Genomic DNA, 15,676 nt, shown 5'->3' with positions numbered 1-15,676 from the left:
ACTTATGCATTTTGTCATATTTAAAAAGAAAGGACTCTGATAATATTGTAAGTTTGTATTATGTCAATTACGTGGAAAGATCTCGAATCACAATATCAAGATAGGTTAGCATCCTTGTATCCACCGGAGGAAATCAAGGCTTTATTCCTATTAGTCCTTTCTGAACTTGCCGGCATTAAGCCTTCTCAATATCTTTTGATCAAAAATGATGATGCGCAAGCCTATAAAGATCAACTCGAAGACATCCTGACCGCGCTGAGCACAGGCAGACCGATTCAGCATGTATTAGGCATGGCAGATTTCTATGGTCATAAATTTGTAGTCAATGAACATACGCTTATTCCCCGCTCCGAAACCGAGGAACTGGTACATCTCATTCTACAAGACTACAAGCAACACGTGGCTCCTAGAATAATCGATATCGGAACAGGCAGTGGCTGTATTCCTATCACCCTGAATAAACTTCTTGCCGATAGTGAGGTATGGGCTGTAGACATCTCCGCTCCTGCTATTGCGGTTGCAAAAAAAAACAATCAGCAGCTGCAGACAGCAGTAAATTTTATCACTGCCGACATTCTGGAGTGGGAATTTCTTTTTTCCAAAAAGCAAAATTTTGATGTTATAGTCAGCAATCCGCCATACATCACGCAAGCTGAAATGCAGCAGATGCACGCCAATGTGTTGAATCATGAGCCGCATACAGCACTCTTTGTTGAAGATGCGGCTCCACTTCTTTTTTACGACTATATAAGCGACTTCGCTTTGCATCATTTGTCCCAAGATGGAACCTTATATTTTGAAATCAATCAATATTTGGGCAACGAAACTGCCGACCTTATTCGCAAAAAAGGTTTTAAAACTGTGGATATACTGAAAGACATCAACGGTGCAGACCGTATGATTCGGGCCAAAAGAGGATAATCGCCCTTTAAGAGGGCTAGAAATATGATTAAGAACAAAAAATAAATCTCTTTGCACGAGCGAATTACAAAAAACAGCGGATATTTATCACAGAATTATTTGCAGTTTAAATGAAAAAACCTACCTTTGCATCACTTCAAACAACGAAGGATAATTCGAAAGAATTAGGATTCCGTAGCTCAGCTGGTAGAGCAATACACTTTTAATGTATGGGTCCTGGGTTCGAATCCCAGCGGGATCACGTCTTGGGACAAGTCTAAAAATGATAGACTTGTCCCATTTTTTTTACCCTGTAATTTACTGGTATTCTGATAATTTCTTATGGAAATCGGGACTTATGTAGACCGATTTTCCGCACCTTGCCACGACCCCTGTCGGTCTTAAAAATGCCGATTTATAATGCGCTTTGCGAAGTAACTTTTCCGGTTGTTTTTGCTGTGTTTTGTTCATAATCGAATATTTTATAAAATGGGTTTAAACTTATTGTTGACATCATCGGTGATGGCTTTCTCGAACTGTTCAAAATGACGTTCGAGAATATTGTCCAAATAAGCGTACAGAGGTATTTTATCCTCGCCGATAACCTGCACGATACGGGAAAGCCGTTCGTGGTATTCCTGCCGGATATAGATGCTCTTATCGCCGCGTCGTATCATGGTGTGGCTATTGAGGAAACGCTCGCCATAGTCCGTATCGGAAGCCCTCTTTTGTCGGGTACGTTCTTTGGTGGAGTTGCTACCTTTGAGTGGAGACAGATTTGAAAAATAGAATTAAATTTGTTAAGACATGGCAAGAATATTTGATGAGTCATTTAAGAAAATGGCGGTAGAATTATCCTATTTAAAGGGATCAGTAGCAGAAGCTACTAAAGAACTGGATTTAGATGCCAGTAGATTAAGTAAATGGCGTATGGATCCAAGATTTAATGGCGGAGCCGTATTGCCCTTTAATCCGAAACTAGGCCCAGAGGAACAAGAGATCAGAACATTAAAAAAGAGATTAAAGGATGCTGAGCTAGAAAATATTATCCTAAAAAAGGCGGTTGCCATCTTTTCCAAGGGCGACTGAGGAAATACGAGTTCATAAAGAAGTATATGGATCTCCTTTCAGTTGAAAGATGTACAAAGTGATAAACGCAAGTAGCAGTGGCTTTTACAAATGGTTATCGAAGCCTAAAAGTAACTGGGACAAGAAAACTCAGCCTTCAGTCGTATCCTACTATTTCAGATTCTGGATGGGATTACGGTCAAGCGATATGATCCGTGAATACTGCATTCAGTCTGATTACCTGATCGCTGGCTACCAGAAGACAGTATTTTATATGATAATCGTAAAGGTCAGCAGGTTATTTTATTTCTTTTTCTTTTCACTGCTTTTAAGAATTGAATTAACACTGCCTCATCATTTCTCAAAGCTTTCTTCTCGTCCTTCTCTGAAAGAGCAAGTCGTTTTAAATAACGCTGGAGATCGCCCGTTTCAAAAGCTTCCAGTAATATTGGACAAACGTAGGCACTTTTACAAACCGCTCTTGTATTCCCCAATTTAGCGGCCACACAATCAAGGGCTTCAGCAACTAATTTCTTTGCCGACATTCCTGGATTGTCTCTTGTGCAGATAGCTAATTGGCGCATAGTCTCTAAAGTTCCGCCCCAGGTTCTAAAATCTTTTGCCGTGAAATCGTCGCTGGTAATTTCCTGAATGTATTTGTTAATCATTCCAGATTCTACAGTTCTTCTTTCGTTTCCACTAGCGTAGAACTGAAACAATTCCTGACCTGGGATTTCCTTTCATTTTTTAACGAGTTTGGTTAGGCGTTTATCTGTTAGTCTTACTTCTTGTTTTACACCTTTTTTTCCTACAAAGCATAAGCAGGCAGCTTCATCTTTTTCTTTAAAATGTTTGTCCTTTAATGTACTAAGCCCATAGCTATTATAGTTTTTTTCATAAGCTGGATTTCCAATTCTGATTAACGTTTCTTGCAACACTTTAACGCAAATAGCGAGCACTTTTCTTTCATCTAGATCTCTTCTTCGCAAATCCTTTTCAACTTGTTTTCTCAAATTGGGCAACGCTTTGCCAAACTCTAACAGCTTAAAGTATTTTTCATTAGCGCGTCTTTTTACCCAATCCGAATGATAACGGTATTGTTTTCTACCGGCTACATCAATACCAACTGCTTGTAAATAGCCATTTTTTCTGGGAGAAATCCATACATCTTTCCAAGCTGGAGGCAATACCAGTTTCTGGATACGTTCCAGTGTGGATTCATCGGTTATGCGATTGCCCTTACTGTCTTCGTATCTAAACTTTCCAGGTGAACCTTTGCGATAAATCCCTCCTTTTTGGGGGCTTACAAAGACTAAATGACTATCGTTGATTACTTCGCTGGTACTTATCATACTTATTTATAGCACAACAAAATGTCGCAAAAATAGTTCATGTACATTTTTTATTGCCGGGGCGTAACAGCAAAAGAACGTTCGAGATCAGATCTTGTAAGCGGGTACATTTCCTTTATTCTCAACAGTGATATGTGCCTGCAAGTTCAACCAAAGCATCACTTGCTTTTAGATACAAGGTATTTCATGTTCCACTTTGTGCTAGTTTAGCCGATAATTTCTTCATAACCAAGTCTATACATCCCAACAACTTTTGTCCTTTTCTGAAATGGCAATTCGCATGTATGGGCAACAACAAAGGCAGTGTACTGGAGCGGAATGTTTAATCCGTTAATAAGTTGTAAAGCAAAAGGTAATAGGACAGTAAGTGTGTTAATTGTGATTAACACGTATTTCTTTGTTGCCAAATTGGCATTATATTTGCTATAACATTTTTTATTACATTGGTTGCCTCGTGCATCCTTTTAGGTACAAGATAACGATTTACAGATAATAATTAAATACTCGCCTATGAAAGCGTCTTCTTCCTTTCTACTAATTTTAATTCTTCCTTTTATTACCTTGATGTCCTGTTCGAAAAATGATAACGGACCCCAGGGGAATTTGGGTAAAAGGCTCACCGGTTCAATTTTACACCAGTATACTACGGAGGTTAAAAAGATAGACGCGAGTACGAGTAATGAATCTACATTATTTTCTTATAAAGCCGGTTCGACTGCTGGTTGGGATATTAGCCACGATGGATCACTTCGATTAATGTCCTTACGAGAAGCCGGTGTATACGATCGGAATCGATTCAAGATTATAAGAGTCAGTGACGAAGTTGTTCTTAAAGAATTTGATTATATTCCTCGGTTTGGTAATTACACTAATAACCGTGGGGAGCTATCTTTTGACAACTCATTAATATTGGTTAATCCTGATCACGACAATGGAATTGTAATTATAGATACTGATGGAACGGTAAAGTACCGACTTGATAATATCAATGATAAACAATTGACGCGAGACGATAAAGCCGTTTGGTTACCTGATAATAGTATCTTGATTTGTTTTGACGGTCGTTTTCTTCTTCGTGGTAAAGCCCCCTTCACCAACCTGACTCTTGTAAAAGAAATGAATTACGAAAACTGGGGTAATTTGCGTGTAAGCAACGATGGTAAAAAAGTGAGTATGGTTATCAATGATCATATCTATATTATGGATATCGATGGTAGTAATCTTATTCAAGTTACAGAAAGCGATGGTTCAGAAGTTTTTGGTGAGTTTTCGCCCGATAATAAGTACTTATTAGTCGGTGCAGATTATTTTCATGCTCCGGTATCCAGTAATAGCCATTGGTTCTTAAAGATTGTCCCCGCCGATGGAAAAAAATATAATTTGAACTCTAGTCCTGAAGTTATTCCTGTTATTCCAAATGGCCAGAAAAAGATCGTAAAAGCTAATGAAGTAACGTACTGGCGACCATAACTTTCCAGGAATCTTTTAATGATGATGCAATGTGAGTTCCTGTTTATGAAATCATGGGCGGTTCATGAGTTTTGTAAGTGATGAACAACCATTACTCCTTTAATTCAAGTCAAAGGAGCCATTTGAAAACGGAATATTATAGTAAAGTTATCGTATTAACTTCCTTATTCTAGTTGGATCCTGAGGTTCTTTACCTTGATTGTCTGCCAAATCATACTGAAATAAATGTCTTTAACTTGGTTTAATCGCCTTAAATCTTCTAATAAATGGTTCGAATTCTGTACCAATGGGATCACAAAACAAGAAAGCTTCACTCAAAAAGGGAGGCTTTTTTCGTTTTGCGCCGGGATGAGAACCCACGGGTTCGATTCTAGAATGTTTAGGGAAAGCGTGCGGGAATCACGGGGCCAAACCACTCCCAGCGGGATCACAAAACAAGAAAAGCTCAATCGAAAGATTGGTTTTTTACGTTTTGCGCTGGGATGAGAACCCCAGGCTTCGCTTCAAAGAAGGTTTAGGGATGGTAATGGACGGTGTGAGGCTGAACGTTAGTAAATTCAAGAGTGCAATCTATATATAATTTCGTTTACTTTTGTTATATGAGAATTTTGGTAATTGAGGACGAAACTACACTCAACAGAAATATTTGTGATGCGCTATTGGCTGAAAAATTTGTAGTCGAGCGTGCTTATGATGGATTTTTAGCTGAGCGATTACTCAAAAAAGAAAAGTTCGACTGCGTGGTAATGGATATAAATTTGCCGAAGAAAAATGGCTATGATTTATGCAAGGATTATCGTCAGTACAATAATCACACTCCTGTCTTGATGCTTACCGCTTTTGATGAATTGGAAGACAAAATCAAAGGTTTCGATTCGGGTGCAGATGATTATCTCACCAAGCCTTTTTTTATGAAAGAGCTCACTATGCGCATTAATTCACTTTTGAAAAGAAGCCAAAGTCAGTCCGACAATAATGTTTCCGAACTCATTATTGCTTCGGATATTATTATACATACTGCTCAAAAAAAGGTAAAAAGACAAAATCAAGAAATCCAGCTTACTCCACGAGAATATCAAATATTGGTCAAACTCTGTCAGCATCAGGGTGAAATCATTTCTAAGAACGAATTGATAAAAGAGATTTGGAGATCTTCGCTAGATCTCAACACCAATACGATTGAGGTATATGTCAATTTCTTACGAAACAAAATCGACAAGCCTTTCGGAAAGAACTCCATAAAAACAAAAATCGGCTATGGGTATTATTTAGATGTTGAATGAAGATCAGAAACAAAATACTTATCTACTTTTCGAGTACAGTGATCTTACTCTCGGCGGTGTCACTGGTTATTGTTTTTATTTTATTCTCGGAGCATCGAGAGGAAGAATTTCAGCAACAACAATATTCTAAGATCAAGCATACCGTTGGACTAATTGAGGAATTTGAAAAAATAAGTGAAAAAGTATCTGAATACCTCGACAAACAAGATATACATGACTTCTACGACGAAAAAATGCTTGTATATGACAACAAAAAGAAACTTATCTTTTCGAGCATTGACAGTCTTGACATCGCTAAATCCCAAACCATACTTAATCAGCTCTCTGTTTCAACCAGCTGGCTGGAAACCAAAGAGGACGGGTATGACTTGATTGGGGTGTACATAGAACATAATTCAAAGGGTTATTATGCGATTAGTAAAGCGTATGATTATTTTGGATATTCGAAAAAAGATTTCCTACAAAAAGTACTTATCGGAATTTTTGTTGCTATAGTATTGATTGTAATATCTATATCTTTTTACCTCTCAAATATTATAGCCAAACCCCTATCCGACTTGACAGAAAAGATGGAAGAATACGATCTAAGCAACGAAAAAAGCCAACCCCTAAAGCTCAAAACTTCGACTTCCGAATTAAAAAACCTTACCGAGAGATTCAACGAGCTTCTGAGAAGGACAAACGATGCATTTATGTTTCAAAAGCACAGCATTCAGCATATTTCTCATGAACTAAAAACCCCTATTGCGGTCTTGGTTTCCGAACTCGAGAAAATACGGCAGCAAAGTGACATTGCCCAAATAAAAACCGAATTACACGCACAGACTCAAAGAGCAAAATCCCTTGGAAACATCATAAATGTGTTACTTCAAATCTCCAAAATCGAGGCCGGACAAAAAATAACAACAGCCAATATCCGAATTGATGAGGTCATGTTTGACTGCATATCCGAAATCAATGCACTGTATCCAGCGTTTAATTTTGAGATATATTTTACTCCAGAAAATTTCAATGAAAGTATCTTAAATATTGAAGCTAACGAACCGCTCATCCGGCAGGCATTTATCAATTTGCTGATGAATGCTGTACACTATTCAGATCATCAAAAAGCGATAATAACTTTTGACGGATCATCCGAACTATTGACGATTAGTATTTCAAATTCCGGAAAGATACTCTCCAACGATGAGCAAAAATTTATTTTCACATACTTTTTTAGAGGACAAAATGCACAAAACCAACATGGATTCGGACTTGGTCTTGTACTAGCTCAGAGAATTTTCAATATGCATCATGCTGTATTAAAATACCGTGCAGAAGAAGATCGTAACAATATTTTCAGTATAGAATTTCTTCAGCCTTAAGCCAATTTTTATAAGCTTTAAGCCTTTTTTAAGGTCGATAAATCCATCTTTGCGGCACAAATTGTTGCAGGATGAAACAAACTCTTATACTATGTATGCTCGTGGCTTCAGCCATCGGGTTGAAAGCTCAGGAAACACTCAGACTAGCACGGCAGGATGCAGAAGCACTGTTCTTACAGAATAATTTGCTTCTAATTTCTGAAAAGCTACATATCGAAAGACAAAAAGCCGAAGTGATTCAGGCAAAACTCTGGCCCAATCCAGAATTTTCATTGAACGAAATCAATCTCTGGAAAAATTCCACCGTCGAGCCCTCCCCCCCATTTTTCGGAAATATTGGTCAAAATCAGCAGATTGCTTTTGAAATCAACCAGTTAATCTTAACAGCAGGAAAACGTAAAAAACTCATCGCTTTGGAGCAAGTTGACGTGTCGAAAGCAGAACAATATTTTGAAGAGCTATTAAGAGGTCTGAAACTCGAACTACGTAATAACCTTACTGAATTGCTCTACGTCCAACAGCTGGTAAAAGTATATGAAAATCTGTCACAAAATATCTCAAAACTGACCTCTGCCTACGCGAATCAATTGGACAAAGGATATATCAGCAAATCCGAATCTATCCGGTTGAAAGCAGAAGAGCTGGAAATCAACAAAGAGATTTTGGAATTGAACCATCAATCCAACGAAATACAAAAACAACTGAAACTACTGCTTCGCCTTGACCCTATTACAACACTTGAAATCATAAATGAGGGTGTAGGCACTAATGTCAAATCGCATCCGCCTATACTGTTAGAGCAGATGTTCGAACGTGCCAAAGAAAGCCGTCCAGATTACAAATACGCCTTATTGGAAGAGGAGTATTCACACAAACTATTAGTTTACGAAAAAGCTCAACGAATTCCTGATTTAAAATTCGGAATGAACTACGATCGTAATGGAAGTACGATGCTCAATTTCGTCGGGGTAGGTGTTTCTATGGATTTGCCATTTTTTAATAGAAATCAAGGTGGTATCAAAAAAGCGCAAATTAGTATTGAAAATGCTAAAATTCATAAAAAACAAACCCTCCTATCCATAGAAAACGAAGTCTTTCTGACCTATAAATCCTTACAGCAGGCGCTGGACTTTCTCCGTCATGTCGACGCTAATTACGAAGTTGAATTGGATGATTTACTAAAAAAGCAAACCAAAAATTTTACTTCCCGTAATGTGAGCATGTTGGAGTATTTCGACTTTATGCATGCTTATCTGAATAATAAGAAAATCATTTTAGAAGCCCGCAGAGACGTAGAGCATAGAGCAGAAGAACTTAATTATTCAATAGGTAGAGACCTTTAATCAACAAAACTCAGACAATGAAAAAATATATTATTCCTATTACATTAATGGTAACCCTTGTGGGCTGTAAGAACAAGGAAGAAACTAAAGAAATCCCAAAAGAGCCGTTTTGCCTGAACGAAAGCTTCATGAGCAAAACTGACGTTGAAACTGTCCATAAACAAGTAGTAACGGAGGGAATACACCTCACCGGTAGCATCGAAAGTAATCCCGATAAGGTTATCCATTTTGTAAGTTTGGTAGATGGAGTTATTTCCAAGACCTATTTTTCCTTAGGTGATGCCGTAACCCAGGGGCAGGTCTTGGCAGAGATGTATAGCACCAATTTGGGCGCACTACAGGCGGAGCTAAATGCCTTGAACGCCCAGATTGAAGTCGCAAAAGTAGAGCTGAATGCTAGAGAGCAGATGTTTGAAGATAAGGTTTCGTCTAATAAGGAATTGATTGAAGCACAATCCAACCTACGGGTTCTAGAATCCGAAAAGCAGAAAGTAGAAAGGCATTTGAGTCTTTTCAATGCCAGCAACTCCAAAAATGTGTTTCAAATAAAAGCTCCAACCTCGGGAATCATCACAGTCAAAAACATCAATTCAGGTACTACCGTAGCCGACAAAGGAGAACCACTTTTTTCGATTTCAGATTTAAATAATGTATGGGCAATGGCCAATATATATTCCACAGATATAGCACGCATCCATAGCGGAATGGATGTTGAAATCAAAACCCTATCCTATCCGGACGAAATTTTCAGCGGAAAAATCAGCGTAATCTCACAGGTATTGGATGAGAATGCGAAAGTATTGAAAGCGCGAATAGTACTTAGTAATAGAAATTTCAGGCTAAAGCCTGGGATGATAGCCGACATTACTGCCCTTAAATATACAGACACAGAAAAAGTAGCTGTACCCACGTCATCCTTGGTGTTTTTTGATAATAAAAATCACGTATTGGTGTATAAGAGCGCTTGTGATATAGAAATACGTGAGGTGTCGCTTTATACCAAACGAAATGAAACCACCTATATCGAAAGCGGATTGGAGGAAAACGAAAAAATCATTACCAAAAATCAGCTTTTAATTTTCGAAGCCCTTAATAACTAATCGACAAATTCCCTTTTCATGCAAAAACTCATTCAAAATATAGTAGCTCTATCTTTGAGAAATCCCATTATTATTTTCTTCCTAACGGGATTATTGATCGTAGTGGGTCTAATCAATCTAAAGCACACCCCCATTGAAGCCTTTCCAGATGTAACCAATACGAGGGCAAGGATTATCACGCAGTGGTCTGGAAGAAGTGCCGAAGAAATAGAAAAGTTCGTTACCCTGCCGATAATGAAGCAGATGAATACCATTCCCAAAAAGATGGATGTACGTTCTATCTCGCTATTCGGATTATCGGTGGTTACTGTGATCTTTGACGATGATGTGGATAATTTTTATGCACAGCAATATGCTTCCAACCGCTTACAGAATATTGGTCTACCGGATGGAGCAGAAGCTCGTATCGAGCCCCCATATGGAGCTACAGGAGAGATTTTTAGGTATGTACTCCGGAGCAACAAACCGATCAAAGAAGTAACCGCTATACAAGATTGGGTAATCGAACGTGAATTAGTTTCGGTCGCCGGAGTAGCCGACATCGTGAGCTTCGGAGGAGAAGAGAAAATTTATGAGATCAAAATTAACCCAACCGAGCTAGCGAATTATGATTTGTCGCCCCTGGACGTGTACGAGGCCGTATCCAAAAGTAATATTAATGTAGGTGGAGATGTGATTGAAAGAGGCGTGCAGGCTTATGTGGTACGCGGTGTAGGGCTATTGGAGAAAACCGAAGACATCGAAAACATCTTGATTGAGGTCCGTGACAACTCACCGATTCTGGTAAAGCATGTGGCGCATGTCGAAATTTCAGCAAAACCGCGCTTAGGCCAGGTCGGCCTGCAAGATGAAAATGATCTCGTACAAGGTGTTGTGATTATGCTTCGTGGTGAGAACCCTGACGAAGTCATACCTAGGCTAAAAGCCAAAATCGAAGAGCTCAACAATAGTATTTTGCCCAAAGACGTTAAAATTGAACCTTTCATAGACCGTACAGAATTGGTAAATGCTACCGTAAATACCGTCGCTAAAAATATCGCAGAAGGTATTTTACTTGTTTCCATCATTGTCTTTATATTCTTGTACAATTGGCGAACCACCTTTATCGTCGCTTCCGTCATTCCGCTTTCATTTCTATTTGCGATTACGATGTTACGAATTCAAGGATTACCCGCCAATTTGATTTCGATGGGAGCCATTGACTTTGGGCTGCTCTTGGAGGGGACGCTCGTCATCGTCGAAACCGTTTTTGTAGCCATGGAAAAGAAAGCTCATAAAGTGGGCATGCCGGTATTCAACACTATGGCCAAATCGGGAATTATCAAAAAAAGTGCAGGTAGTGTCGCCACCTATATCGTTTTTGCGCAGATCATCCTTATAGTCGCCCTATTCCCTATTTTTTCTTTCCAAAAAGTAGAAGGAAAAATGTTTGCTCCACTTGCTTTTACCTTAGGATATGCCCTTTTGGGCTCATTGATATTGAGCATTACCTATGTGCCAGCAATGTGCAAAGCATTACTTCGCAAAAATATAGTAGAAAAGGAAAATAAAATTTCCAAATTCTTCACCAAAAACCTATTCAGCATGTTTCAGTGGAGTACCAAGTACAAAAAGATAACTGCCATTGCTTTCGTTGTATTGATTATAATTTGTGGTGTACGGTTTATGAATTATGGAACGGAGTTTATCCCTAAGCTAAATGAAGGTGCATTGTATGTCAGAGCCACACTTCCCAATAGTACAAATATTCAGGAGGCAACAAGGCTAGCCCATGAAATGAAAGGCAAAATCCGTGAGTTTGAAGAAGTGAAATTTGTATTGAACCAAGTGGGCAGACCCAATGATGGAACCGACCCTACTGGCTTTTTTAATATCGAATTCCATATTCAGTTGGATCCTGAAAAAGAATGGAAAAACAAGCGGTCGAAGGAAACATTGGTGGAGGAAATGCGGACAGCATTGCAGACCTATCCCGGTATAGTATTTGGGTTTAGCCAACCCATACAGGATAATGTAGAGGAATATGTTGCCGGCGTGAAGAGTTCTTTAGTGGTGAAGATTTTCGGCAATGACCTATTTCAACTTGAGAAATATGCCGACCAAGTAGCCGATGCCATCAGAGATGTAGATGGAATTGAGGATTTGAATGTGTACCGTAATATTGGACTTCCCGAACTTCGTATCCAACTCCACGACAATAAAATGGCGCGCTATGGCGTAGATAAAGCAAATGCTCAGGCTGTCGTAGAGATGGCAATCGGTGGAAGTGCTGCAACTACATTTTACGAAGATGAAAGAATGTTTGACGTAACGGTTCGTTTTCAGAAAGAATATCGTGATGACGAAGTGAAAGTTGGGGATATCCTTATACCTACTGAGTCTGGCGTAAAAATTCCTTTGCGAGAAATTGCCACCATCAGTTATATTACGGGTCCTACATTTATCTATAGAGAGGGAAGCAGTCGGTACATTGCGGTAGGATTTAGTATTGAAGGTAGAGATTTAGGAAGCACTATTGCAGAGGCAAAGGCCAAAGTAGCCGAAAAAACAAACATTCCAGAGGCAAATAAAGTAGTCTGGGCTGGCGAATTTGAAAGTAAAGAACGTGCGACAGCACAGCTAGTAGTGATTGTTCCTGCGGTGTTATTACTGATTTTATTTCTGTTATATTTCAATTTCGGAACTATTAAGGATACGCTTATTTCTGCTATTACGATTCCTTTTGCATTTGTAGGAGGATTTATATCCTTGTGGGTCACAGGAACTGTGTTCGGTATTTCTGCTGGTATCGGATTTATCATTCTTTTTGGTGTAGCCACAATCGATGGCATAGTCCTGTTGGGTGTCATGCGGGACAATTTCCGACGAGGAATGCCCTTGGTGGAAGCGATCGAACAAGGTGTTCGCAGCCGGATTCGCCCGGTCATTATGATTGCTTTAATGGGTTCATTGGGTTTACTTCCTGCCGCACTTTCCACAGGGATGGGTTCTGAGACACAAAAGCCATTAGCCATCATGATTGTAGGTGGATTAATTATTTGTATGATTTTATCCTTTACTGTATTGCCCCAAGTATTTTATTGGGCTTATAGTAAGAAAGAAAGGAGTAAATAGATTTAAAATATGGAGATCCGCAAATCTCCTCATTTATTGGCTACCCTCCAATTCTTGAAGCCTAAGAATGTAGATATCCTTGAATATACATACTTATTCGTCAATAGGAGTTAAGTATAGTGGAGCGAGTAACTCAAGCAGCCCCAAGAGTTTCCGAAATGAAAAAAAGAAATCGGTAAACAAGAGCCTGATACGAATTAATATCAGGCTCTTTGTAATTCTCTACCTTGAATTTTATTTCGCTCGGCAAAATCCAGTTTCTTTGTACAGTACAGTGAGTAACGTACGATGACTTTGCTTATGCCATCCATTCGTTTCATAAAGTTCCGAACACGATAACTTTAGTACTAATGCAATTATATCCCATCTAAAATTTTACAATTTAGAACAAACGGTTGAAATAAAGCCTCCTACCCGATTTGGCAAAAGCAGTGGGTTTTCTTTTATATTTCATAGGCAAAAATCAATACATTCATCCTAAGAACTGAGACGATATGAAAATACGATCTATATTATGTATAATGGGACTAATAAGTTTGTGCTTTGCACAGAATAGCAGTCCAAAAAGCATCATCATCCCTACTGCGGGAAACTCCTTTGAAATTGATTATACCCATGAACGCAATGCCGTAGAAAAAAACGGTATTAAACTAACGTCCTCCTCCAAAAAGGTAAGCTCCTATTTCAAACTGGGGGCTTCGGGCAACTTGAACATTAAACTCCTCGCAAAAATCAATGAAGGTCAGAAAGCGCGCCTGCGAGTGGGCTTCGGAAGCAAAACGAAGACCATAAACATTACGGCTAGTGCATATACCACTATCGATCTTGGCAACTTTAATGTGCCGAAAGCCGGATATGCCCATTTGGATTTTATCTCCAGTAATGGAGACATAACGATCAAGGATATTATGCTGGAAGGGTCGGCTACGACGGAAGGCGTCATCTACTGCAGTGATCCCGCGAATTTCTATTGGACACGCCGTGGTCCCTCCTGCCACCTGGGCTACAGCCCGAAAGTGGAGAATGCAACCTATTTTTACAATGAGGTACGGGTACCTAAAGGACAGGATATGATCGGAACCTACTTTATGGCAAATGGATTTGCGGAAGGGTACTTTGGCATACAAGTTAATTCGGAAAAAGAACGCAGAATATTATTCTCCGTATGGAGCCCATTTCATACTGACGATCCTAAATCTATTCCTGATGACCAAAAAATTCTGCTTCTCAAAAAAGGCGAGGGCGTCTATACCGGCGAATTTGGAAATGAAAGATCAGGTGGACAGAGTTTTCTGCGCTACAATTGGCAGGCCGAAACTACTTACAAGTTTTTGCTAAAAGGTGAGCCCGACGGAAAAGGAAATACGGTATACAGTGCATGGTTTTTTGCTCCCGAAAATAACAACTGGCAATTAATAGCCAGCTTCCAACGATCAAAGACGAATACCTTTCTCAAAGGTTTTCACAGCTTTCTCGAAAACTTCAGCCCCAATCAAGGCTACCTCAAGCGTCAGGTAGAATTTCGAAATCAATGGGTATACAATGGCACTTGGACCAAGATGGAAGAAGCCCAGCTGACCGTGGACGCAACATACAGACAAGGCAACCGTGTCGATGCATCGGGTGGCACGACAAGTAATGGATATTACCTAAAAATGGGTGGTTTTTTTGATGAAATTGTTCCACCAAATTCGGTATTCCAGTATAACAACAATGCGCAAGTTCCTGTTATCGACTTCAATGCACTACCTTAAATATGGTACGCTAAAAATAATAACCACTAAAAGAATGAATTAGCTTGAATAAGCAAATTTAATTTGGAAATAATTTGCATTTACAACTAAAAGCCCTACCTTTGCATCACTTCAAACAACGAAGGATAATTCGAGAGAATTAGGATTCCGTAGCTCAGCTGGTAGAGCAATACACTTTTAATGTATGGGTCCTGGGTTCGAATCCCAGCGGGATCACAAAGGCACACTTAGGTGTGCCTTTTTTAGTTTATTCTATATCTAAACTTCTTCAAAGTACTAATTTTGATTTACGTGAGAATGGCTGATAAGGCTTAGCAATTTTGTTAACTCTAAATGTGTAGAAATGGAAAAAATCAAACATCAGCTGGATTTACTTCCTATGGTTTTAAGAACTAAAGCAAGAAAGACAACTGGAAAAGCTCCACTAACAATTCGGATTACCCTTAAAGATCAAAAAACAACGGAGGTACCCATTGGAACGACTATTCTCCCAGAGAATTGGGATGTTGAAAGCAAAACAGTATCAAAATCCGAATCTGATCACCGCGCTATAAATAACAAAATTAAAGGAATGTTAGTCGATCTTAATAGGATCTACGATAAACTCTTTTTTGAACATAATATTATTACTCCTGAAATGATCAAACGGGTTTATTTCAATAAGCCAATAGTTGAAGAATCAATATTGGAAGATTCTACTCTGCCTCCTACCCTCCTTGAAGTTTTCGATGAATTCATCGAAAAGTTTCAAAAGATGGTGGAAAAGGATGACCGATCACCATTTACAAAAACTCAATTAAAAACTACAAAGAAGAAACTACAAACATTCCTTCAGGTAAAACACAAAAAAGTTGGCTTCACAAACAAAATTCTCCAAAATTAACCCTTTAAGAACTCTGGAAAATTAGAGAACAGTGTATCGCAGATC

The 15,676-nt window shown here is 38.9% G+C and carries 12 protein-coding genes, 2 tRNA genes and 1 pseudogene; 12 read left to right on the top strand and 3 right to left on the bottom strand.

The annotated features are described in order from the left end of the window. The first annotated feature begins 60 nt into the window (after positions 1-60). Positions 61-921 (top strand): peptide chain release factor N(5)-glutamine methyltransferase, encoded by an 861-nt coding sequence (gene prmC / locus EDC17_RS10585; protein WP_132778051.1) that lies wholly within the window; start codon positions 61-63, stop codon positions 919-921. Between the two features lie 168 nt (positions 922-1,089). Beyond that, positions 1,090-1,162, top strand: a tRNA-Lys gene (locus tag EDC17_RS10580). A gap of 56 nt (positions 1,163-1,218) precedes the next feature. Here EDC17_RS10580 and EDC17_RS10575 read toward each other — a convergent pair. Further along, positions 1,219-1,371, bottom strand: coding sequence for a DUF3408 domain-containing protein (locus tag EDC17_RS10575; protein WP_207895743.1), 153 nt, complete (start codon positions 1,369-1,371; stop codon positions 1,219-1,221). Between the two features lie 11 nt (positions 1,372-1,382). After that, positions 1,383-1,676, bottom strand: a complete 294-nt coding sequence (locus tag EDC17_RS10570) for a DUF3408 domain-containing protein (RefSeq protein WP_243646120.1) — start codon at positions 1,674-1,676, stop codon at positions 1,383-1,385. Positions 1,677-1,707: 31 nt separating this feature from the next. Between EDC17_RS10570 and EDC17_RS10565 the strand changes: the two genes are divergently transcribed. Next, positions 1,708-1,989 carry a transposase gene (locus EDC17_RS10565; RefSeq protein WP_132778050.1) on the top strand — a complete coding sequence of 94 codons (282 nt, stop codon included), beginning with the start codon at positions 1,708-1,710 and terminating at the stop codon, positions 1,987-1,989. 269 nt (positions 1,990-2,258) lie between these two features. Here the strand turns inward: EDC17_RS10565 and EDC17_RS10560 are convergent. Continuing rightward, a pseudogene (locus EDC17_RS10560) lies at positions 2,259-3,320 on the bottom strand (DNA topoisomerase IB). Between the two features lie 510 nt (positions 3,321-3,830). Between EDC17_RS10560 and EDC17_RS10555 the strand changes: the two are divergent. From EDC17_RS10555 to EDC17_RS10515, 9 genes are all read left to right on the top strand, one after another. Continuing rightward, complete coding sequence (locus EDC17_RS10555; protein ID WP_132778049.1) at positions 3,831-4,790, top strand: TolB family protein; 960 nt, start codon at positions 3,831-3,833, stop codon at positions 4,788-4,790. 599 nt (positions 4,791-5,389) lie between these two features. Next, positions 5,390-6,073: a response regulator transcription factor gene (locus EDC17_RS10550; RefSeq protein ID WP_132778048.1), complete on the top strand. Its 684-nt coding sequence runs from the start codon at positions 5,390-5,392 to the stop codon at positions 6,071-6,073. After that, positions 6,070-7,437, top strand: coding sequence for a sensor histidine kinase (locus EDC17_RS10545; protein WP_132778047.1), 1,368 nt, complete (start codon positions 6,070-6,072; stop codon positions 7,435-7,437). The genes EDC17_RS10550 and EDC17_RS10545 overlap by 4 nt, the downstream gene beginning before the upstream one ends. Positions 7,438-7,508: 71 nt before the next feature. Then, positions 7,509-8,780, top strand: a complete 1,272-nt coding sequence (locus EDC17_RS10540) for a TolC family protein (RefSeq protein WP_132778046.1) — start codon at positions 7,509-7,511, stop codon at positions 8,778-8,780. A 17-nt stretch (positions 8,781-8,797) separates the two neighbouring features. Continuing rightward, on the top strand, positions 8,798-9,880 hold the full coding sequence (locus EDC17_RS10535) for an efflux RND transporter periplasmic adaptor subunit (protein ID WP_132778045.1): 1,083 nt from the start codon (positions 8,798-8,800) through the stop codon (positions 9,878-9,880). Positions 9,881-9,898: 18 nt separating this feature from the next. Then, positions 9,899-12,994 carry an efflux RND transporter permease subunit gene (locus EDC17_RS10530; RefSeq protein WP_132778044.1) on the top strand — a complete coding sequence of 1,032 codons (3,096 nt, stop codon included), beginning with the start codon at positions 9,899-9,901 and terminating at the stop codon, positions 12,992-12,994. A gap of 494 nt (positions 12,995-13,488) precedes the next feature. Next, the gene (locus EDC17_RS10525) at positions 13,489-14,748 is read left to right on the top strand and encodes a DUF3472 domain-containing protein (protein ID WP_132778043.1); all 1,260 of its coding nucleotides are present in this window, start codon (positions 13,489-13,491) and stop codon (positions 14,746-14,748) included. Between the two features lie 143 nt (positions 14,749-14,891). Beyond that, positions 14,892-14,964, top strand: a tRNA-Lys gene (locus EDC17_RS10520). Between the two features lie 127 nt (positions 14,965-15,091). Next, entirely contained in the window at positions 15,092-15,631 is a 540-nt protein-coding gene (locus EDC17_RS10515; protein ID WP_132778042.1) for an Arm DNA-binding domain-containing protein, read from the top strand. Positions 15,632-15,676 lie beyond the last annotated feature (45 nt).

Source organism: Sphingobacterium alimentarium, assembly GCF_004342685.1.
In the GTDB taxonomy this organism is placed as follows: Bacteria; Bacteroidota; Bacteroidia; order Sphingobacteriales; family Sphingobacteriaceae; genus Sphingobacterium; species Sphingobacterium alimentarium.
The sequence above is the reverse complement of the archived record's forward strand: the minus strand, read 5'-3'. Positions and strand labels throughout refer to the sequence as shown.